This window comes from Nocardia sp. NPDC056611 (assembly GCF_042792755.1).
Lineage (GTDB): Bacteria > Actinomycetota > Actinomycetes > Mycobacteriales > Mycobacteriaceae > Nocardia.
Genome location: NZ_JBHTVV010000006.1, coordinates 96,788 through 118,054, shown reverse-complemented (window position 1 = coordinate 118,054; position 21,267 = coordinate 96,788). Strand labels below are relative to the sequence as shown.

General features: G+C 66.1%; 26 protein-coding genes. 6 read left to right on the top strand and 20 right to left on the bottom strand.

Annotation, left to right across the window (positions count from 1 at the left end; genetic code table 11):
• Positions 1–10: 10 nt before the first annotated feature.
• The gene (gene dtd / locus ACFRAQ_RS28670) at positions 11–454 is read left to right on the top strand and encodes a D-aminoacyl-tRNA deacylase (RefSeq protein WP_379105688.1); all 444 of its coding nucleotides are present in this window, start codon (positions 11–13) and stop codon (positions 452–454) included.
• A gap of 6 nt (positions 455–460) precedes the next feature.
• On the opposite strand, the gene ACFRAQ_RS28665 is transcribed toward dtd, so the two are convergent.
• From ACFRAQ_RS28665 to ACFRAQ_RS28600, 14 genes are all read right to left on the bottom strand, one after another.
• The gene (locus tag ACFRAQ_RS28665) at positions 461–1,279 is read right to left on the bottom strand and encodes an SDR family NAD(P)-dependent oxidoreductase (protein WP_379105103.1); all 819 of its coding nucleotides are present in this window, start codon (positions 1,277–1,279) and stop codon (positions 461–463) included.
• An 82-nt stretch (positions 1,280–1,361) separates the two neighbouring features.
• Positions 1,362–2,864: a YncE family protein gene (locus ACFRAQ_RS28660; protein WP_379105101.1), complete on the bottom strand. Its 1,503-nt coding sequence runs from the start codon at positions 2,862–2,864 to the stop codon at positions 1,362–1,364.
• Between the two features lie 108 nt (positions 2,865–2,972).
• Positions 2,973–3,773: a type I methionyl aminopeptidase gene (map, locus tag ACFRAQ_RS28655; RefSeq protein ID WP_379105099.1), complete on the bottom strand. Its 801-nt coding sequence runs from the start codon at positions 3,771–3,773 to the stop codon at positions 2,973–2,975.
• On the bottom strand, positions 3,774–4,319 hold the full coding sequence (locus tag ACFRAQ_RS28650) for an adenylate kinase (protein WP_357285167.1): 546 nt from the start codon (positions 4,317–4,319) through the stop codon (positions 3,774–3,776).
• Complete coding sequence (gene secY, locus ACFRAQ_RS28645; RefSeq protein ID WP_357089100.1) at positions 4,316–5,635, bottom strand: preprotein translocase subunit SecY; 1,320 nt, start codon at positions 5,633–5,635, stop codon at positions 4,316–4,318. The genes ACFRAQ_RS28650 and secY overlap by 4 nt, the downstream gene beginning before the upstream one ends.
• Before the next feature lie 154 nt (positions 5,636–5,789).
• Complete coding sequence (gene rplO / locus ACFRAQ_RS28640; RefSeq protein WP_357285164.1) at positions 5,790–6,233, bottom strand: 50S ribosomal protein L15; 444 nt, start codon at positions 6,231–6,233, stop codon at positions 5,790–5,792.
• A 2-nt stretch (positions 6,234–6,235) separates the two neighbouring features.
• Positions 6,236–6,415 (bottom strand): 50S ribosomal protein L30, encoded by a 180-nt coding sequence (rpmD, locus tag ACFRAQ_RS28635; RefSeq protein ID WP_157388589.1) that lies wholly within the window; start codon positions 6,413–6,415, stop codon positions 6,236–6,238.
• 1 nt (position 6,416) lies between these two features.
• A complete protein-coding gene (gene rpsE, locus ACFRAQ_RS28630) occupies positions 6,417–7,061 on the bottom strand; it encodes a 30S ribosomal protein S5 (RefSeq protein ID WP_357089105.1) in 645 nt (214 codons plus the stop codon).
• A 31-nt stretch (positions 7,062–7,092) separates the two neighbouring features.
• Positions 7,093–7,500 carry a 50S ribosomal protein L18 gene (gene rplR / locus ACFRAQ_RS28625; protein WP_357089108.1) on the bottom strand — a complete coding sequence of 136 codons (408 nt, stop codon included), beginning with the start codon at positions 7,498–7,500 and terminating at the stop codon, positions 7,093–7,095.
• Between the two features lie 3 nt (positions 7,501–7,503).
• On the bottom strand, positions 7,504–8,043 hold the full coding sequence (rplF, locus tag ACFRAQ_RS28620) for a 50S ribosomal protein L6 (protein ID WP_033087353.1): 540 nt from the start codon (positions 8,041–8,043) through the stop codon (positions 7,504–7,506).
• 14 nt (positions 8,044–8,057) lie between these two features.
• Positions 8,058–8,456, bottom strand: coding sequence for a 30S ribosomal protein S8 (rpsH, locus tag ACFRAQ_RS28615; RefSeq protein ID WP_213558035.1), 399 nt, complete (start codon positions 8,454–8,456; stop codon positions 8,058–8,060).
• A gap of 231 nt (positions 8,457–8,687) precedes the next feature.
• Positions 8,688–9,467 carry a hypothetical protein gene (locus tag ACFRAQ_RS28610; protein WP_379105094.1) on the bottom strand — a complete coding sequence of 260 codons (780 nt, stop codon included), beginning with the start codon at positions 9,465–9,467 and terminating at the stop codon, positions 8,688–8,690.
• Between the two features lie 96 nt (positions 9,468–9,563).
• Positions 9,564–10,025 carry a PPOX class F420-dependent oxidoreductase gene (locus ACFRAQ_RS28605; protein ID WP_379105092.1) on the bottom strand — a complete coding sequence of 154 codons (462 nt, stop codon included), beginning with the start codon at positions 10,023–10,025 and terminating at the stop codon, positions 9,564–9,566.
• A gap of 73 nt (positions 10,026–10,098) precedes the next feature.
• Positions 10,099–10,851 carry a helix-turn-helix transcriptional regulator gene (locus ACFRAQ_RS28600; RefSeq protein ID WP_379105090.1) on the bottom strand — a complete coding sequence of 251 codons (753 nt, stop codon included), beginning with the start codon at positions 10,849–10,851 and terminating at the stop codon, positions 10,099–10,101.
• A 388-nt stretch (positions 10,852–11,239) separates the two neighbouring features.
• On the opposite strand from ACFRAQ_RS28600, the gene ACFRAQ_RS28595 reads away from it, so the two are divergent.
• Complete coding sequence (locus ACFRAQ_RS28595) at positions 11,240–11,446, top strand: hypothetical protein (RefSeq protein ID WP_379105088.1); 207 nt, start codon at positions 11,240–11,242, stop codon at positions 11,444–11,446.
• Between the two features lie 92 nt (positions 11,447–11,538).
• Positions 11,539–12,012 (top strand): SRPBCC family protein, encoded by a 474-nt coding sequence (locus ACFRAQ_RS28590; protein ID WP_379105086.1) that lies wholly within the window; start codon positions 11,539–11,541, stop codon positions 12,010–12,012.
• A 197-nt stretch (positions 12,013–12,209) separates the two neighbouring features.
• On the opposite strand, the gene ACFRAQ_RS28585 is transcribed toward ACFRAQ_RS28590, so the two are convergent.
• Positions 12,210–13,616: an alpha/beta fold hydrolase gene (locus ACFRAQ_RS28585; RefSeq protein ID WP_379105084.1), complete on the bottom strand. Its 1,407-nt coding sequence runs from the start codon at positions 13,614–13,616 to the stop codon at positions 12,210–12,212.
• Between the two features lie 622 nt (positions 13,617–14,238).
• Between ACFRAQ_RS28585 and ACFRAQ_RS28580 the strand changes: the two genes are divergently transcribed.
• Positions 14,239–14,847, top strand: a complete 609-nt coding sequence (locus ACFRAQ_RS28580; RefSeq protein ID WP_379105082.1) for a hypothetical protein — start codon at positions 14,239–14,241, stop codon at positions 14,845–14,847.
• A gap of 134 nt (positions 14,848–14,981) precedes the next feature.
• Here the strand turns inward: ACFRAQ_RS28580 and ACFRAQ_RS28575 are convergent, their stop codons facing one another.
• From ACFRAQ_RS28575 to rplN, 4 genes are read right to left on the bottom strand one after another with little or no spacing between them, the layout of a single operon-like run.
• Positions 14,982–15,167 (bottom strand): type Z 30S ribosomal protein S14, encoded by a 186-nt coding sequence (locus ACFRAQ_RS28575; RefSeq protein ID WP_029923637.1) that lies wholly within the window; start codon positions 15,165–15,167, stop codon positions 14,982–14,984.
• A gap of 3 nt (positions 15,168–15,170) precedes the next feature.
• Positions 15,171–15,737: a 50S ribosomal protein L5 gene (gene rplE / locus ACFRAQ_RS28570; RefSeq protein WP_040855261.1), complete on the bottom strand. Its 567-nt coding sequence runs from the start codon at positions 15,735–15,737 to the stop codon at positions 15,171–15,173.
• A 1-nt stretch (position 15,738) separates the two neighbouring features.
• On the bottom strand, positions 15,739–16,053 hold the full coding sequence (gene rplX, locus ACFRAQ_RS28565; RefSeq protein WP_357089127.1) for a 50S ribosomal protein L24: 315 nt from the start codon (positions 16,051–16,053) through the stop codon (positions 15,739–15,741).
• Between the two features lie 2 nt (positions 16,054–16,055).
• Positions 16,056–16,424 carry a 50S ribosomal protein L14 gene (gene rplN / locus ACFRAQ_RS28560; protein ID WP_033090674.1) on the bottom strand — a complete coding sequence of 123 codons (369 nt, stop codon included), beginning with the start codon at positions 16,422–16,424 and terminating at the stop codon, positions 16,056–16,058.
• A 301-nt stretch (positions 16,425–16,725) separates the two neighbouring features.
• On the opposite strand from rplN, the gene ACFRAQ_RS28555 reads away from it, so the two are divergent.
• Both ACFRAQ_RS28555 and ACFRAQ_RS28550 read left to right on the top strand, forming a co-directional pair.
• A complete protein-coding gene (locus ACFRAQ_RS28555) occupies positions 16,726–18,774 on the top strand; it encodes a M13 family metallopeptidase (RefSeq protein WP_379105079.1) in 2,049 nt (682 codons plus the stop codon).
• A 77-nt stretch (positions 18,775–18,851) separates the two neighbouring features.
• On the top strand, positions 18,852–20,888 hold the full coding sequence (locus tag ACFRAQ_RS28550; protein ID WP_379105077.1) for a M13 family metallopeptidase: 2,037 nt from the start codon (positions 18,852–18,854) through the stop codon (positions 20,886–20,888).
• A gap of 19 nt (positions 20,889–20,907) precedes the next feature.
• Here ACFRAQ_RS28550 and ACFRAQ_RS28545 read toward each other — a convergent pair whose 3' ends face one another.
• Entirely contained in the window at positions 20,908–21,243 is a 336-nt protein-coding gene (locus ACFRAQ_RS28545) for an MmcQ/YjbR family DNA-binding protein (protein ID WP_357285126.1), read from the bottom strand.
• Positions 21,244–21,267: the final 24 nt, after the last annotated feature.

The following is a 21,267-nucleotide window of genomic DNA, read 5'->3' as shown; positions in this document are numbered from 1 at the left end:
ATCCATGGTCATGCGGGTACTGGTGCAGCGGGTCACGTCAGCGCAGGTCAGTGTGGACGGCGAGGTGGTCGGGCGCATCGACCCCGCGGCGCACGGCGCGCCGCAGGGTCTGGTCGCGCTGGTCGGGGCCACCCACACCGATACCGACTCCACCGCGAAAGCTCTGGCCGACAAGCTGTTCCGGCTGCGGATCCTCGACGGGGAACGATCGGCGGCCGATCTGGCGGCGCCGATCCTGGTGATCAGTCAGTTCACGCTGTACGCCGACACCACCAAGGGCAGGCGACCCTCCTGGAACGCGGCGGCGCCCGGCGCGGTGGCGGAGCCGCTGGTGGAGACGTTCGCGGCCGCGCTGCGGGAGCTCGGCGCCACCGTCGAGACCGGGCGATTCGGGGCGCATATGCAGGTCGAACTGGTCAATGACGGACCGGTCACCCTCTTGCTCGAAGGGTAGGGCCGATCAGCGAATCCAGTGGGAAGTGATGCCCGCGACGATCGAGCCGTCCAGGTCCGAGAGGCTGGAGGCGACGAAGGAGCGGGCGTAGTCCGAGGTCTGCCAACGGAAGACGATCGGATAGGCGGTGAGGGCGGACATGACCACGGCAGCCACCTGGTCGGCGGTCTGGCCGGTGGAATAGGCGCTGCGCGTGCGGTTGATATAGGCGTTGAGGGCGGGGGCGTAGGGGCCCGCCTCCGCGACTACCGCCGCCGGATCGATGTGCGCGTTGGCGACGAATTCCGTTGTCACCGCGCCGGGTTCGATGATGCTGACGCCGACGCCGACCGTGGCCGCCACCGGTTCGAGGCTCTGCATGAAGCCCTCGACGGCGAACTTCGCGGCACAGTAGGCCTCGTTGAAGGGCTGGCCGACAGCGCCGCCGACACTGGTCACCGTCACCACGCGGCCCTTGGTGGCGCGCAGGTGCGGCATAGCGGCCTTGGTGACCTCGACGACGCCGAAGTAGTTGACGTCCATGGCGCGGCGGATCTCCGACATGGGGAGATGCTCGACCGTGCCGAACACCGAGACCCCGGCATTGTTGACGACGGCGTCCAGGCGGCCGTAGTCGGCGACGACGCCGTCGACGCACTCGGTGATCGAGGCGGAGTCCGTCACGTCGAGCCGCCGCACGTCGGCGCCGGTTTCACGGACCGGGCCCGCCTTGTCCGGATTTCGGAGAGTCGCGACCGTCCGGTATCCGGCCCGGACCGCCGCCGCGGCGACCGCCAGCCCGATACCGGTGGAAGTCCCGGTGATGAGAACAACCTTGTCGGCCATGGCCTCATAGAACCAGGACCGGGGCCCGGCCCTGAGCTGCCACGCCCAAGGAATCGGCGGGCCCGGGGCCACCCCGGCCGGATTACTGCGGGGGTGGGACGAACCTGACCGTGCCGGCCACGAACGCGTAGATGGCTCGCGATCGCGGATCGACGGCCGAACCCACGAGCAACTTCATGCCCATCTCGATCGAGGCGTCGCCCAGGCGACGTTCCGCGAGTTCGACGGTCAGCAACCGGTAGCCGTCCCGACCATTGTCGGCGACATAGGCGACGTGCCTCACGGGGTCCACGCCGATCGAACCGGATGCGCCCACCACCCGGAGGGTGGCGTCGACAGTCCGAGTCGCGGTATCGGCGAGGCGGATCGCGTCACTGCCGACCAGGACGAGCGTATTCGCGGTGAAATCCGCGGCGATCTGGAGCAGACCGGCATCCGGGACGGTGATCTGTCCCGCAACCTGATTCGACGCCAAGTCGACCACGATGACGCCGTTGCTGCTCCCTCGCACCTGGTCGTAGCGCGAACCCGCGACGTAGGCGACCCGAGTAGCCGGATCGATCACCACCTCCCCGGCGGACGTCCCGAGCTCGATCGACGTGACCACGGCCGCGGACTGCGGATCGATCACCGAAAGCCCTGCCGCCGCATTGACGTTCACCGTCTTCGGGTCCAGCTGGTACCCGAGGAACCGCTCATTCGTGACATACACCAGGTGGGTGCCGGGGTCGACCGCTACACCCCGCCCCACCTGACCGGTCTCGATCGTGGCGACCACGCCGTTGGTGGTGGTGTCGACAACCCACAGCACAGCCCGGATCTCGGAATGCGCATGACCATGGTCGCCCAGCGACGCCACGTACAGCCGGTGCGACTCCGGATCGAGTGCGATCCCCACGATCTCGTCCTGGAAGGAAATCCGGCTGACCACGGTGCGATTCGCGGTGTCGACCACCGCTACGGATTTGGCCATGTCGTCCGCCACATACAGCCGTCCGGCCGCGCTGTCGACCACCCCCTGCTTGGACCCTGCCTCACGCCCTATCGGGACCGTGGGGTAATCCGGTGCGGCACGCCGGTCACCACCGCCCATGGCGACCACCACTCCGACCACCACCACGATGACCACCAGGACCGCGAAAGTGATCAGCGGGAGATTCGAACTCGAGCTCGGCCGACCCGCCGGGCTCATCCGCCCAGCAGTGGCAACCGGAACCGGCTGCGGCACAGACTGCTTCACGCGCTGACCCGCGCACAGGGGCCGGAATGCCTTCTGTACCAGTGGATTATGTGCGGCGAACCCCGAGAGATACAGCGAATGGATGTCGTCCGGCGAGGTGATACCGGCGCCGCGCAGGACATCGACCGCAGCGCTCACCACCGGCGGCAAGCCCGACTCCGTGAGATCCGCGGCGGAAACCGGTGGGAGGTCGCGAGAGTCGATCACCCGCGTCGAGCCATCCGCCGACACTGTCAGCAGCGCGACGGTCAACGCGGCCGAACCGAAGTCGATCACCGCGATCCGCGAACCCTCCGGGGCCGGATCGATTCCCACGGCCAGGCCGGACACACCGATACCCGTCAATACAATCCCCTCCCCTGGACCACTGCGACCTCGATCGTAACCCGCGCAAACGACCGCACCCGCCGCGGCGAGGCCGAAGCGGGTGCGGAAGCGGATTGCGGCGGAGGGTTACTCCGGGCGGAGCGTCAGGATGCGGGGACCGTTCTCGGTCACCGCGACCGTGTGCTCCCAGTGCGCGGCACGGGAACCGTCGTCGGTGACGACAGTCCAATGATCGTCCAGCTCATGGGTTTCCGTGGTGCCGAGGGTGAGCATGGGCTCGATGGCCAGGACCGAGCCGACGCGCAGCTCGGGACCCTTGCCGGGAGCGCCCTCATTCGGCAGGAAGGGGTCCATGTGCATCTCACGGCCGATGGCGTGGCCGCCGTAGCCGGCGACGATGCCGTACTTGCGGCCGTGCAACTTCTCCGCGGCGTACGTGCCCTGCTCGATGGCGTGCGAGACGTCCGAGAGGCGGTTGCCGGGGATCATGGCAGCGATGCCGGCCTCCATCGAGAGCTTGGTCGCCTCGCTGAGCAGGCGGTCCGCCTCGATGATGGTGCCGACGCCGAAGGTCCACGCCGAGTCGCCGTGCCAGCCGTCGAGGATGGCGCCGCAGTCGATGGAGACCAGATCGCCCTCGGACAGGATGTCGCCCTTGGACGGGATGCCGTGCACCACACGATCATTCACCGACGAGCAGATCGAACCCGGGAAGCCGTGGTAGCCCTTGAACGACGGGATCGCGTTGGCCTCACGGATGACCTGCTCGGCCACCTCGTCCAGCTCCAGGGTCGAGACCCCGGGCTTGGCGGCAGCGCGCACCGCCACCAGCGCGCGGCCGACGATAGCGCCGGCCGCCGCCATGGCGTCCAGTTCACCGGCGGTGCGGAAAGGCACCACCCGCTTGCTCTTACGGCCGAAGACCATTCAGCGACCCAGGGCCTTGAGCGCGTTCGCGTTGACGTCCTCGATCTCGCCGACGCCCTCGACCGACACGACCTGGCCGTCGTAGTGCACCAGCAGCGGCTCGGTCTCCTCGCGGTAGACGCGCATGCGGTTGCGAATGACCTCTTCGGTGTCGTCGCCGCGGCCGCGGGCCAGCATGCGCTCGACCACCACGTCCTCGTCGACCACGAAGGACAGCACGGCGTCGAGCTCCTTGCCCATGCCCTTCAGCATCTTCTCCAGCGCCTCGGCCTGATCCACGGTGCGCGGGTAGCCGTCCAGGATGAAGCCGTTGACGGCGTCCGGCTCGGCGATACGGGCCTCGACCATGCGGTTGGTCACGTCTGACGGCACCAGGTTGCCGGCGTCGATGTACCCCTGGGCTTCCTTGCCCAGCGCGGTCTGCTGGTCGATGTTCGTGCGAAACAGGGCTCCAGTGGAGATGTGCGGAACACCGAGCTTTTCCGACAACAGTTCGGCCTGGGTGCCTTTACCGGCGCCCGGCGGTCCGAGCAGTACGAGTCTCACTTCAGGAACCCTTCGTAGTTTCGGTTCATCAACTGGCTCTCGATTTGCTTCACGGTATCGAGGCCGACGCTCACAATGATCAGCACCGCGGTACCACCGAACGGCAGATTCGTCACGCCGCCGGAGGCCCCGATCCCGAGGAGCAGGTTCGGCAGAACAGCGACAGCACCGAGGTAGATGGAGCCGGGGAGGGTGATCCGGCTCAGGACATAGTTCAGGTAATCGGCGGTCGGCTTGCCCGGCCGGTAGCCCGGGATGAAGCCGCCGAACTTCTTCATCTCGTCCGCGCGCTCCTCCGGGTTGAAGGTGATCGCGACGTAGAAGTAGGTGAAGAACACGATCAGGGCGAAGTAGATCGCCACATAGACCGGGTTGCTCGGGTTGACCAGATACTTCTGGATCAGCTCCTGCCACTTGGCCGGATTGCCCGTGCTCTTCTGGGTCAGCTGCGCCAGCAGGTTCGGCAGGTACAGCAGCGAGGACGCGAAGATCACCGGGATGACACCCGCCTGGTTGACCTTCAGCGGCAGATAGGTCGAGGAACCGCCGTACATCTTCCGGCCGACCACGCGCTTGGCGTACTGCACCGGAATCCGGCGCTGGCCCTGCTCCACGAAGATGACGCCGACGATGACCACCAGGGCGGCCGCGCAGACCAGGGCGAAGATGCCCACGCCGCGGCTGTCCCAGATCATCTTGCCCTCGGAGGGGATGCGGGCGGCGATACCCGCGAAGATCAACAGCGACATGCCGTTACCGATGCCGCGCTCGGTGATCTGCTCACCGAACCACATGACCAGGGCCGCGCCCGCGGTCATGACCAGCACGATGATGATCATGCCGAAGATAGAGGTGTCGTCGAGAATGTCCTTGGGGCAGCCACGCAGCAGCTGACCGCGGGAGGCGAGCGCGACCAGACCGGTCGACTGCAGGATCGCCAGCGCCACGGACAGATAGCGCGTGTACTGGGTCATCTTGTTCTGACCCGCTTGACCCTCTTTTCGCAGTTCCTCGAACCGCGGGATCACGACGGTCAACAGCTGGATGATGATGCTGGCCGTGATGTACGGCATGATGCCGATCGCGAACACGGACAGCTGCAGCAGCGCGCCGCCGGAGAAGAGGTTGATCAGCTGGTAGATGCCGGCGGAGTCACCGCCGTTGACCAGATTGACGCACTCTTGAACGTTCTTGTAACTGACGCCCGGCGAAGGCAGCGACGCACCGAGCCGGTAGAGCGCGATCAGTCCCAGCGTGAAGAGAATCTTCCGCCGTAAGTCCGGGGTCCGGAAAGCCGACACGAAGGCGGAAAGCACAGATCCTCCTGGCTAACGACATAGGTCAGGCCACGGATTCAGCGAAAGAACGCCGAGAACCATGACGGGGTGTTGGCAGACAACACTTGAACTTTAACAGCGGCACCGGGCGAGCTCGCGACTCGCCCGGTGCCGTTGCTACTTCAGGTTACCGTCAGGCCAGCTCGGTGGCAGTGCCACCCGCTGCGGCGATCTTCTCCTTGGCGGAGCCGGAGAACTTGTCGGCCGAAACCTGCACGGCCACAGCGATTTCGCCCTCGCCGAGCACCTTCACGAGCTCGTTCTTGCGAACGAGGCCGTTGGCGACCAGCTCGGCCTTGCCGATGGTTCCGCCCTGAGGGAACACGCGGGCGATGTCACCGACGTTCACGACCTGGTACTCGGTGCGGAACGGGTTGGTGAAGCCCTTGAGCTTGGGCAGACGCATGTGAATCGGCATCTGACCGCCCTCGAAGCGGACGGGGACGTTCTTGCGAGCCTTCGTACCCTTGGTACCGCGGCCCGCGGTCTTACCCTTGGAACCCTCACCGCGACCCACACGGGTCTTCTCGGTCTTGGCACCCGGGGCAGGACGCAGGTGGTGCAACTTGATGGTCATGCTTAGACCTCCTCAACTTCCACGAGGTGGCGCACGACGTTGATCAGGCCACGGTTCTGCGCGTTGTCCTCACGCACCACGACCTTGCGGATGCCGCGCAGCCCGAGGGTGCGCAGCGAGTCCCGCTGATTCGCCTTGGCGCCGATGCTGGACTTGACCTGGGTCACTTTCAGCTGTGCCATATCAGACTCCCTGTCCCGCGCGCGCACGCAGCATGCCGGCCGGGGCCACGTCCTCGATCGGCAGGCCACGACGGGCCGCGACCTCTTCGGGACGCTGCAGCATCTTCAGAGCCGCAACCGTGGCGTGCACGACGTTGATGGCGTTGTCGCTACCGAGCGACTTGGCCAGAACATCATGGATGCCGGCGCACTCCAGAACGGCACGGCACGCGCCACCGGCGATCACACCGGTACCGGGCGAAGCCGGACGCAGCATGACGACACCGGCAGCCGCCTCACCCTGAACCGGGTGGGTGACCGTGGAGCCGATCATCGGAACGCGGAAGAAGTTCTTGCGAGCCTCTTCGACACCCTTCTGGATGGCCGCGGGAACTTCCTTGGCCTTGCCGTAGCCGACGCCGACGAGACCGTTGCCGTCACCGACGATCACGAGGGCGGTGAAGCTGAAGCGACGACCACCCTTCACGACCTTGGAGACGCGGTTGATCGCGACGACGCGCTCGAGCTGGTTCTTCTCGGCGGCATTGTCCCGACGATTGTCGTCGCGACGGCCGCGACCGCCACCACGCTGATCGCGGTTGTCGTTGCCACTGTTCTGTCCGGCGGGACCGTTGTTTCCGCCGTCACGCCGCTGACGTCCCGGCATCAGACGTTCCCTTCGTTCGCAGTGTTGATCATCAGAACTTCAGCCCACCTTCACGGGCGGCATCGGCGAGAGCCGCGATACGGCCGTGGTAGTCGTGACCACCACGGTCGAACACGACCGCCTCGACGCCGGCAGCCTTGGCGCGGGCGGCGATGAGCTCGCCGACCTTGGCGCCCTTGGCGGACTTGTCACCCTCGAGCGCACGCACATCGGCCTCGATGGTCGACGCGGCGGCAATGGTCTTGCCGGCCGAATCGTCGATCAGCTGGGCGTGCAGGTGGCGCGCGGAGCGGTTGACCACCAGGCGCGGACGCTCGGTGGTGCCGACGACCTTCTTGCGCAGACGGAAGTGACGACGCGTCTTCGACAGGCGGCGCGAGGTCGAGGCGTCCTTGCCGATCGGCTTACGAGCGGCCTTCTGCTTTTCGGTTTGTGCCATGGCTTACTTACCCGTCTTTCCGACCTTGCGGCGAACGACCTCGCCGGCGTAGCGGATGCCCTTGCCCTTGTACGGATCGGGCTTACGCAGGCCGTGGATCACCGCGGCGATCTGGCCGACCTTCTGCTTGTCGATGCCGGACACCGAGAACTTGGTCGGGGACTCCACCGCGAAGGTGATGCCCTCGGGGGCGTCGACCGGAACCGGGTGGCTGTAACCCAGGGCGAACTCGAGGTTCGAGCCCTTGGCAGCGACGCGGTAACCGACGCCGAAGATTTCCATCTTCTTCTCGTAACCCTTGGTGACGCCCTCGATCATGTTGCTGATCAGGGTGCGGGTCAGGCCGTGCAGCGAGCGGTTCTGACGCTCGTCGTTCGGACGAACGACCTCGAGCTCACCGGACTCAGCCCGGGCGACGGTGATCGGCTCGGCGACAACGTGGGACAGGGTGCCCTTGGAACCCTTGACCGTCACGTTCTGGCCGTCGATGGTCACCTCGACGCCGGCGGGAACCGGGATCGGCTTCTTACCGATACGCGACATTGTTCCTACCTCCCTTACCAGACGTAGGCGAGGACTTCGCCGCCCACGCCCTGCTGCTTGGCCTGACGGTCAGTGAGCAGACCGGAGGACGTGGAGATAATCGCCACGCCGAGGCCGCCGAGCACCTTGGGCAGGTTGGTGGACTTCGCGTAAACCCGGAGGCCCGGCTTCGACACGCGGCGCACACCCTGCAGGGAGCGCTCACGGCTCGGGCCGTACTTCAGGTCGACGATCAGGTTCTTGCCGACGGGCGCATCTTCGACGCGGAAGTCGGCGATGTAGCCCTCGCGCTTGAGGATCTCGGCGATGTTCACCTTGAGCTTCGAGTGCGGCGCCTTCACCTGATCGTGGTACGCCGAGTTGGCGTTGCGCAGACGGGTCAAGAAGTCTGCGATGGGATCAGTCATGGTCATGTGTTTGACCGGTACCTTCCTGCCGCGGTTCCCATTCAGCACCGTCTGAGATCGGCGGTCGTGGGCCTACGACAATTCGGGGCGGTCCAGCCGGGAACGCCCGACCGGATGATTCGCTTGTGCTGCGGAGCAACGCCGCACGCGAGAACGCGTGCGGACACAGCTGTGCCCGAGCAACCGGTCTAGTGTAGACAACCCCTGATCAGCGACCAAATCGAGGTCCGCGTCACATCAGCGGGGCGACCCGAGGCAGTAGACCTTCGGCATGATCTCGCCGGCCTGTTGATAGGAGTAGCTGGCGATGGAGCCCGCGACGCGGTCGCAGAAGGATTTGTCGAGCACCGAGCTGAGGATCTTGTACTTCGCGTCGGGCGCGGTGCAGCCGGTGATCTCGACGTCGTCGGCGCCGGTCTTCTTCAGGCAGTCGCCGACCTTCGCGTTGTCGATCGTGCGAGTCGCGTCGGAATCCTTTGCGATCAAACAGAATACGATGCCGGTCCCGAACGCGCCGATACCCTTCTTCGCCTTGAGCAGGTAGCTGTACGTGGTCTGCGTACCCGCGACGAACTTGCACGCCGAATCCGTCATGAACTCCGAGCCGTCGGGACGAGCCAGGACACGATAGACAGCGGTCGGGTCGGTGCACGCCACCTTCTGCACAGCACTGCCCTGGGTATCGGTGAGGCAATCACCCTTCTGAGCCGCATTCGCCGCGCGAGCCGGATCAGCACCCTTGATCCCGACGCAGATCGACCCACTGCCCTTGTCCGTATATACGTACTCGGTACCCGGCACATCCACACACCGGTTGTGGGCCTTGCCGCTGCCGGCGCGGTCGAGCACCACGAAGCCCGCGTCCGATGCCGAGCACGACACCTTGTCGAAGCCTTCGTCACCGGACTTCTTCAGGCAGTCACCCTGCGAGACATTGTTCGCGGAGCCATCGATCAGCCCACACCCGGTTGTGAACAGAGCCAACAACACCGCCGCCACGGCCAGCACCCAGCGCATACGGAACCCACCCCCGATTAGAAACCGTCATTTCCGACGAATCGTCACGCTAGCGCGCCGGTGCCGCGACGGCCAATCCGTGCGGGCGCCAGCGGGTTACAGGACCCGGCCGTCGGGGAGGATTCCTGGGCGGAAGGGTTCGACGCCGATGGTGCGGTGGATGCGGTCGGGGTGGATGAGGACTGCGACCCGGGTCTCGCCGTCGATCAGCCAGGGGAAGGTTTCGGCGTTCAGGTACTTCTGCGCCAGGCGGTCCATGATGTGGATCGCTTTCTGGCCCTCGATGAATCCTACTGCGCGGCCGCGGATTTCGACTCGATCGTAGGGCTGGTCCGGGTCGAAGCTGGAGAGGGAGAGGCGGGGGTCGCGGCGGAGGTTTTGTTCCTTGACGCGGCCCACGGAGGTGTTCATCACGATGTGCTCTGTGCCGTCGACGGATTCGAGGCCGACCCACATGGGGGTCAGCTGGGGGGAGCCGTCCTCGTTCAGGGTGCCGACCGTCCAGAAACGGGGCTCCTCGAGCCATTTGCGAACGCCCCCAACAACTTCCACCGGCATGGCTGTGCGTCCTTCCACTCGAGCGAACTCGAGTGTAGGTCGGGGACGGGCAGGGATCGTGAAACTTCGGAGATCAGGTCGCGGGGGTGGTGGGAAAGCACATGGCCAGCCAGCCCGAGGCGGCGGGGATCAGGGATTCGCGCCATGCCGTCATGGTGGCGGTGGCCGGGGACCAGACGCGGCGATCGCTGTCGGGGCGGCGGACGTAGACATCGCCGGTGGCCCAGAAGCGGCGGAAATCCGGGTGACGGCCGGACAGCTCCCGGACGATATCGGCGGTGACGCTGGTGTTCTCGGTGGCCCCGATGGCCGGGGCGGCCACGTAATAGTGGCGCAGGATGCCCACCATGTACGCGGCCTCGGTCTGCCAGTCCGGGAACACCAGCCGGGAACGGGGATCGCCGAACAGCCAGTGGGCGATGCTGGGCGCCTCGGCGATACCGGGCATCAGGCGGCGGTACTGGTCGTTCGCGGCGGCCACGCCCCAATTCACCACCCAGGCAGCGGGAATCGAGGTGAGCTGGTCGAGCAGCGCCGACATGTCGGCGGCGGAGGCGGCCTCGCCGAGCGCGAAACCGGGGCGGCCGCCCAGGGCGCGCAGATGCTCACGCTCGTGCTCGTTGTCGCAGACGGCGTCGGCCAGTGCCGACAACGCGCGGTCCCCCACGCTGACCTTGTCGCCCTGCTCGAGTTTCTGCACGGTGCCGATACCGAGGTGGGCGTGCTGCGCGAACTCACGCTGGGTCCAACCGCGACGCAACCGCAGGCGCTTCACGAACGCCGCCAGCGTCGGCATTTCGACGTCGACCCCATTGTCGAACTGCATGTGTGAACCCTTTGCGGCCGTGCGAGATTGAGCTCCCCCGAATTGGGGGTAGAGCGCCCGACGCTACCACCAGGTTGGGACAGCTCCCGATCTTGCTCCCTGGATCGGCCGATTGACAGGATTGACCCTCGGTGGCGCCCTGGCCGCCATTGGAGGGGAGGGCCAGGTCGTCCCGAATCGTCCGGGTCAACGGGGACCTGAACGCCGCGAGCCCCACCGAGACGAACCTCGGTGCGGGCTCGCGGTCTCGGATCGAAAGTAGCTGCGCCGATACCTATTCGAATCGGCCGCGCAATCGGTCATCACGGATCCGCTGTCGCCGGAATCGATGAGCTCGCGCCCGGCACTGCTAGGCTCCCCGGTCTGACGATGGGGGAAGGACCGGCTCATGCCCGGAATGATGGGGACGCCAACCGATCCCTCCCTGCCGCCGACCGCCCTCGCGACCCTGCGGCCGACCACCACCACACCGGCCCCGAGCACCACGGTCCCGACGACCACCACCCCCGCGGACACCGAACCAACCGATGTCGCGATCTGCCTGGATCCGGAAACCGATGTCCGCGTCGACGATGACCCCGGTGGCGGCAGCTGAAGCGATTAATTCGAGTGGTTCGCGTCGTCCAATGTTTCGAGGCCGCACCGACGCGGCCCGGGATCGAGAAACTCGAGAGACAGGACGAGACGATGAGCAACCCGGAAACCACCTTCACCGCCGAGCCCGACAGCCATGTGGCCACCACCGTCGCCCTGATCGACGCGCCCAAGGCCGCCGTGTACCGCGCCTACACCGAAGCGGACCTGATGGTGCGCTGGTGGGGGCCGCGCGAGCTCACCAGCAAAGTCGAGCGGTTCGAGCCGGTGACGGGCGGATCGTGGCACATCGTGCACGTCGATCCCGCGGGCAACGAATACGGATTCCGCGGCGTCTACCACGAGGTCAGCGCCGACCGGATCGTGAACACCTTCGAGTTCGACGGCACGCCCGGACACGTGTGCCTGGAATCGGTCACCTTCGACGAGGAAAACGGCAAGACGCGGGTGACGTCGCTGTCGGTGTTCCAGTCCGTCGCGGATCGGGACGGCATGGCGGCCTCGGGGATGGCGGAATTCGCGCCGATCGGGATGGCGCAGCTGCAGGAGGTAGCCGCCGGCCTGTGACCGCCTGCGGCACACCGCCGAAGTCCCCCACCGGGAGACATATCTCGATGGGGGACTTCGACTTTGGAGCCGTTCAGCTCACCGCGAGCCGGCGCCGGACGACTCCTGGACGCCACGAGTTCGCCGTGGTGGGCCACCTCTCGCAGGAATCGAATGCCAGGCCAGCGGCGGTTGCTGCACGGCCCGGATATACGTGCCTACTCGAGTGGTGTGGTGGGCGCGCAGGTGCGGTCTTCCGCCGGGAAGGTTCCATCGCCGAAGTAGCGGTTGGTGGTGTCGAGGATGCAGGTGCTCAGACCAGGGCGCAGCACCATGTGGATCCTGGTGTCGGTCAAGGTGATCAAGCGTGACCCCGACATCTGCTGGTGGAGTGCTACGGCATGGGGGTAGGGCGTCCGGTTGTCGCCGGTGGCCTGCAGGATCAGTGCGGGCACGGCGTTGTCGACCACGGTGGGCGGTTCCGGGGGCGGTGACCAGAACGCGCAGGGTTGAATATTGTTGGCCAGTGCGGCGAAGATCGGCTGGCTCGGACGCGCCGCCTGGATCGCGTTCCAATACCAGGCGGGGTCGGCGGGCATCGGTGCGTCCGCACACCAGATCTGCACCATCACCGAATCCTCACCTTGCTTCTCGGCCTCGATCTGCTGGTGCAGCTGTGGGGGCACCTGCGGCGTGCGTCCGTCGGCCGCGTCGGTGACGGCCCGTACCGATGACGCCAGAGCCTCGTTCAATCGCGCGTCCCGCAACATCGTCCACAGCAGGTTCGGCAGGAGATGATCGTCGAAACCGAAGCCCTCGACCACGATCGGCGACAGCGACGCACGGTCGATCAGGTCCTCGACTCCACGACGTACCGCGGTCGCGGAGTCGCCGAGGTGGTACTGCTGGTCACGAGCGGCGACCCAGCCGGCCCAGTCGTCGAAGGCCGCTTCCACCGCCGGCCCCCAGTCCTGCTGCAACCCCAGCCAGTAGCGCCGCGGATCGATGACACTGTCGAGCACCATGCGATCGGATCGATCGGGGAACAGCTGGGCGAAGACCGCACCCAGATAGGTCCCGTAGGACACGCCGTAGTAGCTGATGCGGTCCTCACTCAGTGCGGCACGGATCACGTCCATGTCGCGGGCGGTGTTGCGAGTGCTGAGCTGCCGCATCCAGTCCCGATCGCCCACCAGGCAATCGGCGGCCAGCTGTGCCTGCAGGACTGTTTCGGCGACGAATCCGGGGAACCCGACACCGGCCGAGCGGATCGAGCCGGCGACCGGCCATCCGCATCGCTGGTGCCGCCCGGAACGGGCGACTCCCCGCGGGTCGAATCCGATCAGGTCATAGCGGCTCAGCACATCCGGTTCGAGAACATCACCGACGAGATCGAACGCATCGAGCCCAGGCGTGCCCGGTCCGCCCGAGTTGGTCAGCAGCACACCGCGACGGTGTGCCATGTCGCGGGCCGGGATCCGCGAGACCGCGATGGTGATGCTCGGCCCGTCCGGCCAGCCGTAATCGAGTGGCACGGTGACATCCGTGCAGGCCGCGCCCTCCGCCGTCAGGGCCGCGTCCTCGCATGTACGCCAGTCGAGATATTGCTGATGAAAGCGCGCCAACGGATCTCCCGGTTCAGCACCCGCGACACCCGAAGCAGAGGCCACCGTGACCGCGAGTACGGCGACGATCACCGTCGCGACAACACCCCACACATCATTCAGCGAACTTCGGGGGCGACGCTCAGGGGACGTGATCGAGTACGGATCTCCAACACTCACGAGGACAAGACCTTTCAGCAAGTCGAGATCGAATCGCGCCGGGAGCCACCGCCGCCAACAACCCAGCCGCGCAGAAATCAGTCCGGGTCAACCGCAAATCCGGGCAAATCCGGGCAATTCCGGGAAACCCACGGAATTCTGCGGCCTCGGCCACGTATTTCGCGGTGGGTTGGCGAACCGAGTTTAGCGTCCGATCACGGAATGGTCGGCCAGGCGAAAAGTCGCGCCGAAACCGGTCCCAACACATCCGAAACCCTGCCCGTAACCACCCTTTTCGGATAAATCGTCACATTTGGTGCGCCAGGCGCGGCAACGACCAAATCCGAGCGGTTCAGTATTTCCGGACACCGCCGGCGAGTAAGGTGTCCCACTGCGTGTGGCGTACCACACACCGGCGAATTCGACGCCTAAGGTCTGGTGCGGTCCGCCCCATCAGGGGCAGCTGAGTGGAGGGATTCGAAGAGTGAAGTTCGAGAAGATCACCGCTGTCGTTTTCATGGCCATCTCGGCCGTGGGAATTACCGCGGCAACCGCCCATGCAGAGCCGGCTGTCGCCGAGCAGCCGGCTGCGGCGGGCATCATTTCCGGTCTGGATCACGAAATCGGCTACCAGATCACCATTTCGCCAGTCGACAAGGTCATCACGACCACCGTTCAGAATGGCAAGTTCGAGATGGCGCGGAACGGCGCGGTGGTGCTCGAGTCCGGCAACGGAGCGGCGATGACCGAAATGCCGCAACAGTTCGCCGTCGACGGGCGTTCGATTCCGCTCGTGCAGCACATCGGTGCGGACGGCCGCACCTTGACGCTGACACCGACCCCAACGGCGGAAGATACCGCGCAACTGAAGAACATCAGCTCCTACGACCGCCTGAAGGAACAGATCGACAAAAACCTGCCCGGCGTCGTCACCGGTGCCATTGTGGGCGGCCTCCTCGGGGCGTGCGTGTTCCTGTTGTGGGGGCTCACCATTCCCGTGGGTGCGCTGATCGGCGCGACCATCGGCGGATACGTCACGGGCGGCCCGGAGTTCCTCGACGCCGTAACAGCGTGGGTCACCGCCCAGCCGTGATCACCGGCGGGGTCAACTGGTCGGGGAGCAGCTGCGAGAAATGAGGGTCGACGACAATGCCGAAGGCCCCCACCGGGACGAATCACGGTGGGGGCCTTCGGGTGTGGAGTTGTCAGCTCACGAGGAGCTTCGGCTCACCAGGACGACTTGTGGACGCCCGGAAGCTCGCCGCGGTGGGCCATCTCGCGCAGGCACACGCGGCACAGGCCGAACTTGCGGTACACAGCGTGCGGACGACCGCAGCGCTGGCAGCGGGTGTAGGCGCGCACCGCGAACTTCGGCTTGGCGTTGGCCTTGTTGATCAGAGCCTTCTTAGCCATGGATCAGTTCTCCTTGAACGGGAAGCCGAGGGCCTTCAGCAGGGCGCGGCCTTCTTCGTTGTTGGTCGCGGTGGTCACCACGGTGATGTCCATACCACGCGGACGGTCGATCTTGTCGACGTCGATCTCGTGGAACATCGACTGCTCGGAGAGACCGAAGGTGTAGTTGCCGTGGCCGTCGAACTGCTTCGGCGAGAGACCGCGGAAGTCGCGGATACGCGGAAGAGCGATCGAGATCAGACGGTCCAGGAACTCCCACATGCGGTCGCCGCGCAGGGTGACCTTCGCGCCGATCGGCATGCCCTCACGCAGCTTGAACTGCGCGATGGACTTGGTGGCCTTGCGGATCTCGGGCTTCTGGCCGGTGATCAGGGTGAGGTCGGCGACCGCACCGTTGATCAGCTTCGCGTCACGGGCGGCGTCACCGACACCCATGTTCACGACGACCTTCACGACGCCCGGGATCTGCATCACGTTGGCGTAGTTGAACTCGTTGTTCAGGGCCGGCTTGATTTCCTCGCGGTAGCGGGTCTTCAGGCGGGGCTGAACCTTGTTCTCGGTAGAAGTCATCTCAGATGTCCTTCCCGTTGCGACGGGAGATGCGGACCCGCTTGCCGTTCTCATCGGTGCGGTAGCCCACGCGGGTCGGCTTGCCGTCGGAGTCGACGACCATCACGTTGGAGGCCTGGATCGGCGCTTCCTGGGTGACGATGCCGCCCGAGCTGGCGCCACGCTGGTTCGCGGAATCCGCGACGTGCTTCTTGATGCGGTTCACGCCCTCGACGAGGACCTTGCCGGTCGCCGGGAAGGCCTGGATGACCTTGCCCTTGGCGCCCTTGTCCTTGCCCGAGATCACGATGACCGTGTCGCCCTTGTGCACCTTCATGGTTACAGCACCTCCGGGGCCAGCGAGACGATCTTCATGAAGCGCTTCTCACGCAGCTCACGGCCGACCGGGCCGAAGATGCGGGTGCCACGCGGATCGTTGTCCGCCTTGATGAGCACCGCGGCGTTCTCGTCGAACTTGATGTACGAGCCATCCGGGCGACGACGCTCCTTGACGGTGCGCACGACGACGGCCTTGACGACCTCGCCCTTCTTGACGTTGCCGCCGGGGATGGCGTCCTTGACAGTGGCGACGATGATGTCACCGATGCCGGCATAGCGACGCGACGAACCACCGAGCACGCGGATGCAGAGGATTTCCTTCGCACCCGTGTTGTCGGCGACGCGCAGTCGCGACTCCTGCTGAATCACTTCAGCTCCTCCTAGACCTGGACGAAATGCACGCCGGATTGCCGACCCGACGGGCATGGTCAGTTGCCCTGCGACGCGCGCCTGCCAGCGGTTTTTCACCGAACTGGGAGAACAACCACCGTGGGTTCGCGGCCGAAGTGCGGGCATAGCTCCCGCAGGCAACCGCAACAGTCTAACGAAGGCCCAGGTCGTACCCAAATCAGGGGGTTCGGCGCGGATTCAGGGGATCCTCAGCCGGGTCCACTAGCGTCGGCTCGAGCAACGTACGAGCAATCCGATTATCCGGTAGAGGAGATTCGCGTTGACTTCCGAGCGTCCTGCTCTCGACCGCCGTGGCTTCCTGATCGCGCTGGGGCTGGTGCCCGCCGCGGCCGTGCTGGCCTCCTGCAACAAGAACGACGCCAAGGCCGGGAAACCGGCCTCGCTCATCGGGCCCGATCTGGCCGGATCGGATCCGGCGATCCGGCCGCAGGACGACCTGTACCGGTTCGTCAACGGGAAATGGCTGCGCGAGTACCAGCTGCCGCCGGACAAGGTGTCCTTCGGCACCTTCGACGAGGTGCAGGAACGAGTGGAGCAGCAGCTCAAGGAGATCATCGAGGGTATCCGCGACCCGAAGGGCGGATCCGACGCGCAGCGGATCCGCGACCTCTACGACGGGCGCATGGACAAGGACGTCATCGAGCAGCTCGGCATCACACCGCTCAACGATCTGTTCGAGCAGATCGACCGGGCCGCGACCAAGGCCGAACTGGCCAAGGTGATGGGCGCGCTGCCCGGGGTCGGATTGATCGGGATCGGGGTGGGGCCCGACCCGAAGGACTCCAACGCCTATCTGGCCGAGGTCTCGCAGGCGGGGCTCGGGCTGGACGAGCAGTACTACCGCAAGCCCGAGAACGCCGACAAGCTCGCCAAGTACCGGACCTATATGCAGCGCATCGCGGCCGGCGCCGGGTTCGCCGACCCCACCGCCCTGGCCGACCGGGTGGTCGACCTGGAGAAACGGATCGCCGGATTCCATTGGGACAATGTGAAACTGCGCGACACCGACGCCACCTACAACCTGACGACGTGGGCGGACCTGACCGCGCTGGGGCCGCAATTCGATTGGGGCCCTTGGCTGGCGGGCACCACCGACCGGCCCAAGGATCTGTTCGGCAAGGTCAATGTGGGCGAGCCGTCGTTCATCACGGGCGCGGCGCAACTGTGGGCCGAGGTCGACATCCCCGCCTGGCGTGACTATCTGAAGCTGGCGCTGGTGCGCGGCTTCGCCACCTATCTGCCCAAGGCCATCGCCGATCCGAACTTCGACTTCTTCGGCCGGGAGATGGCGGGCCTGCAGCAGCGGCCCGAACTGTGGAAGTCCGCGGTGTCCACGGTGAACGAGACGGTCGGCGAGGCGCTCGGAAAACTGTACGTGGACAAGCACTTCCCGCCCGAGGCCAAGAAGCGGGCGCTGGAGATGGTCGACGATCTGCGCGCGGCCTACCGGGACAACTTCAAGAACTCGTCCTGGATGTCGGCGCCCACCCGGGCGGCGGCCATCGCCAAGCTGGACAAGATCGACGCCAAGATCGGCTACCCGGACAAATGGGAGGACTACGGCAAGCTCACCGTCACCCGCGACCGGCTGATCGAATCCCTGCGCGCCTCCGCGGCCTTCGACGCCAAGCGCATGTTCGACCGGCTGGGGACGCCTGTGGACAAGTCGGAGTGGGGCATGCCGCCGCAGACGGTGAACGCCTACTACAACCCCAGCGGCAACGAGATCGTCTTCCCCGCGGCATTCCTGCAGCCACCGTTCTTCGACCCGAACGCCGCACCCGCCGTGAACTACGGTGCGGGCGGCGCGGTCATCGGCCACGAGATCGGGCACGGCTTCGACGATCAGGGCGCGAAGTACGACGGGGACGGCAACCTGAAGGACTGGTGGACCCCGGAGGACAAGGCCGCCTTCCAGGCCAAGACCGAGCAGCTCATCGCGCAGTACAACGCGCTGGTGCCGGAGGGTCTGCCCGCCGATCAGCACGTGAACGGTGAGCTGACCGTCGGAGAGAACCTGGCCGACCTGCGCGGACTGGAGATCTCGCTGGCCGCGTACCGCATGGCGCAGGAGCGCGCGGGGACCGCGACGCCCGACTACAAGCCGATGTTCGAATCCTGGGGCCGGACCTGGCGGACCAAGATGACCGACCAGTCGCTGGAACAGCAGCTCGCCAATGATCCGCACTCGCCCCCGGAGTTCCGATCCAACCAGGTGGTGCGCAATCTCGGCGAGTTCTACAGCACCTACGACGTGAAGGAAGGCGACAAAGCGTTCCTGCCGCCGGACCAGCGCGTCACCCTCTGAGCTCGCGACACCCCGCGCGGGGCTGCCTTCCCCGGTAGCCTCGCGTCGGTATCGCAGCTTCACGAGAGGTAGTGCCTGTGACTTCGTCGGGTTCGGCGCGCTTGGATCGCCGCGCATTCCTGATCGCCCTCGGGCTGGTTCCGGCCGCGGCCGCCTTGGCCTCCTGTAGCAAGGATTCGACGGCGAAAACGGTGACGGGGCCGGATCTCTCGGGAGCGGACGAGGCGGTCCGGGTGCAGGACGACCTGTACCGGTACGTCAACGGCAAGTGGCTGCGGGAGTACCAGCTGCCGCCGGACAAGCCCGCCTTCGGTGCGATCAGCGAGGCCAACGAGCGCACGCTGAACCAGTTGCGGGAGATCATCGACGGGATCAAGGACCCGGAACCGGGTTCGGACGCGCAGAAGATCCGCGACCTCTACGACGCGCGCGTCGACTGGGACACCGTCGAGAAGCTCGGGATGCAGCCGCTGCAGGAGCTGTTCGACCAGGTCGACAAGGCCGCGACCAAGCCCGATCTGGCGAAGGTGATGGGCGCGTTGCCGATCGGCGGGCTGATCGGGATCGGCGTCAGCATCGACCGCAAGAACTCCAACGCCTACATCCCCGGGATCTCGCAGTCCGGGCTCGGGCTGGAGGAGGACTACTACAGCAAGCCGCAGTACGCCGAGAAGCTGAAGGGGTATCGGGTCTACCTGGAAGCGATCGCCAAGGGCGCCGGGTTCGCCGATCCGAGCGGAATGGCGCAGCGGATCCTCGACCTGGAGACCCGCATCGCGGCCGTCTTCTGGGATCGGGTGCGCCGCCGCGACGCCGACGCCTCCTACAACCGCATGACCTGGCAGCAGCTGACCGAACTCGGCCGCGGCTTCGACTTCGAGCCGTGGCTGGCCGGATGCACCGACCGGCCCAAGGACCTGTTCGCGGAAGTGGTTGTCGCGCAGCCGTCCTACATCACCGCGGCCGGGCAGATCTGGGCCGACACCGATATCGCGATCTGGCGTGACTATCTGAAGCTGTCGGTGGTTCGGGCCTACGCGCCCTACCTGCCGATCGCGATCAACGACGCCTACTTCCAATTCGCCGGGCGGGTCATGCGCGGACAGCAGGAGCGGCAGGAACGCTGGAAGTACGGCGTCAACCTGGTGAACTCCTCGCTGCCGGAATCGCTGGGAAAGCTGTACGTGGACAAGCATTTCCCGGCCTCGGCCAAGGACGAGGTCAAGCGGATGGTGGACGATCTGCTGAACGCCTACCGGGAGAACTTCCGCGCCTCGGCCTGGATGACGCAGCCCACCCGGGACGCGGCCCTGGCCAAACTGGACAAGATGCGAGTCAAGATCGGGTACCCGGACAAGTGGGACGATTACTCGAAGCTGACCGTCACCCGCGGCAAGCTCGTCCAATCCCTGCTCGCCATCAACGCGTTCAACAACAAGAAGGACTGGGACCGGCTCGGCAAGCCGGTCGACAAGTCCGAGTGGGGCATGAGCCCGCAGACCGTCAACGCGTATTACTCGCCGCCCAACAACGAGATCGTCTTCCCCGCCGCGTATCTGCAGCCGCCGTACTTCGACAAGGACGCGCAGCTGGCGGTGAACTTCGGCGCGGTCGGCGCGACCATCGGCCACGAGATCGGACACGGGTTCGACGATCAGGGCCGCAAGTACGACGGCGACGGCAATCTGCGGGACTGGTGGACGCCGGAGGACAAGGCCGCCTTCGAAGCCCGCGCGGCCAAGGTGGTCGCCCAGTACGACGGCCTGGTCCCCGAGGGGGTGTCGCCCGAGAACAAGGTGAACGGCAAACTCACGCTCGGCGAGAACCTGGCCGACCTGCGCGGACTCCAGATCGCCCTGGCCGCCTACCGGCTCGCCGAGAAGCGCGCCGGCAATGACAACCCGGACTACCGCACCATGTTCCTGTCCTGGGCCCGGGGCTGGCGTGCGAAGCAGACCCCCGAGCTCACCGCCGAGGGTCTTTCCGACACCCACTCCCCCGACGAATTCCGCTGCAACCAGGTGGTCCGCAACCTGCCGGAGTTCTACAGCACGTTCGGCGTCACCTCCGGCGACAAGCTCTTCCTGCCCGAGGACCAGCGCGTCACCTTCTGACCCGCGCGGACCCGGCCGCTCAGGCCGGGTCCGTCAACTCCCGGGGCGCGGCCTGCCGCCACGAGTCGGTGACGATGGCCTCCAGCTCGTCGCGATCGTCCAAGGCCGCCAGGCGAACCCGGACCCAGGCGTTGCCCGCCTCGTGCGGGGCGATCCAGAACTTGTCCGGCTCGGCCCGCACCAGTTCGTCGCGGTCGGCGATCGGGCATCGGACGGCCATCGAGGTCTCGTTCTCCGGCAGGGTCAGGAACAGTTTCCCCGCGACCCGGAAGGTCGGCATCTGCCATTCGAACTGCTCGGCGGTGCGCGCCAGCGAAAGCGCCACCGCCCGAACATCATCCCCGGTCACCGTCATGCGATCGATCCTCCCAGGCGGGTC

What these genes read in the sequence shown, in the direction of transcription:
- dtd (WP_379105688.1), top strand. Translation starts at nt 11, where the DNA reads ATGCGGGTACTGGTGCAGCGGGTCACGTCAGCGCAGGTCAGTGTGGAC.
- ACFRAQ_RS28665 (WP_379105103.1), bottom strand. Translation starts at nt 1,279, where the DNA reads ATGGCCGACAAGGTTGTTCTCATCACCGGGACTTCCACCGGTATCGGG.
- map (WP_379105099.1), bottom strand. Translation starts at nt 3,773, where the DNA reads ATGGTCTTCGGCCGTAAGAGCAAGCGGGTGGTGCCTTTCCGCACCGCC.
- rplO (WP_357285164.1), bottom strand. Translation starts at nt 6,233, where the DNA reads ATGACCATCAAGTTGCACCACCTGCGTCCTGCCCCGGGTGCCAAGACC.
- rpmD (WP_157388589.1), bottom strand. Translation starts at nt 6,415, where the DNA reads ATGGCACAGCTGAAAGTGACCCAGGTCAAGTCCAGCATCGGCGCCAAG.
- rpsE (WP_357089105.1), bottom strand. Translation starts at nt 7,061, where the DNA reads ATGCCGGGACGTCAGCGGCGTGACGGCGGAAACAACGGTCCCGCCGGA.
- rplR (WP_357089108.1), bottom strand. Translation starts at nt 7,500, where the DNA reads ATGGCACAAACCGAAAAGCAGAAGGCCGCTCGTAAGCCGATCGGCAAG.
- rplF (WP_033087353.1), bottom strand. Translation starts at nt 8,043, where the DNA reads ATGTCGCGTATCGGTAAGAAGCCGATCCCGGTTCCCGCCGGCGTCGAG.
- rpsH (WP_213558035.1), bottom strand. Translation starts at nt 8,456, where the DNA reads ATGACCATGACTGATCCCATCGCAGACTTCTTGACCCGTCTGCGCAAC.
- ACFRAQ_RS28610 (WP_379105094.1), bottom strand. Translation starts at nt 9,467, where the DNA reads ATGCGCTGGGTGCTGGCCGTGGCGGCGGTGTTGTTGGCTCTGTTCACA.
- ACFRAQ_RS28605 (WP_379105092.1), bottom strand. Translation starts at nt 10,025, where the DNA reads ATGCCGGTGGAAGTTGTTGGGGGCGTTCGCAAATGGCTCGAGGAGCCC.
- ACFRAQ_RS28600 (WP_379105090.1), bottom strand. Translation starts at nt 10,851, where the DNA reads ATGCAGTTCGACAATGGGGTCGACGTCGAAATGCCGACGCTGGCGGCG.
- ACFRAQ_RS28595 (WP_379105088.1), top strand. Translation starts at nt 11,240, where the DNA reads ATGCCCGGAATGATGGGGACGCCAACCGATCCCTCCCTGCCGCCGACC.
- ACFRAQ_RS28590 (WP_379105086.1), top strand. Translation starts at nt 11,539, where the DNA reads ATGAGCAACCCGGAAACCACCTTCACCGCCGAGCCCGACAGCCATGTG.
- ACFRAQ_RS28575 (WP_029923637.1), bottom strand. Translation starts at nt 15,167, where the DNA reads ATGGCTAAGAAGGCTCTGATCAACAAGGCCAACGCCAAGCCGAAGTTC.
- rplE (WP_040855261.1), bottom strand. Translation starts at nt 15,737, where the DNA reads ATGACTTCTACCGAGAACAAGGTTCAGCCCCGCCTGAAGACCCGCTAC.
- rplX (WP_357089127.1), bottom strand. Translation starts at nt 16,053, where the DNA reads ATGAAGGTGCACAAGGGCGACACGGTCATCGTGATCTCGGGCAAGGAC.
- ACFRAQ_RS28545 (WP_357285126.1), bottom strand. Translation starts at nt 21,243, where the DNA reads ATGACGGTGACCGGGGATGATGTTCGGGCGGTGGCGCTTTCGCTGGCG.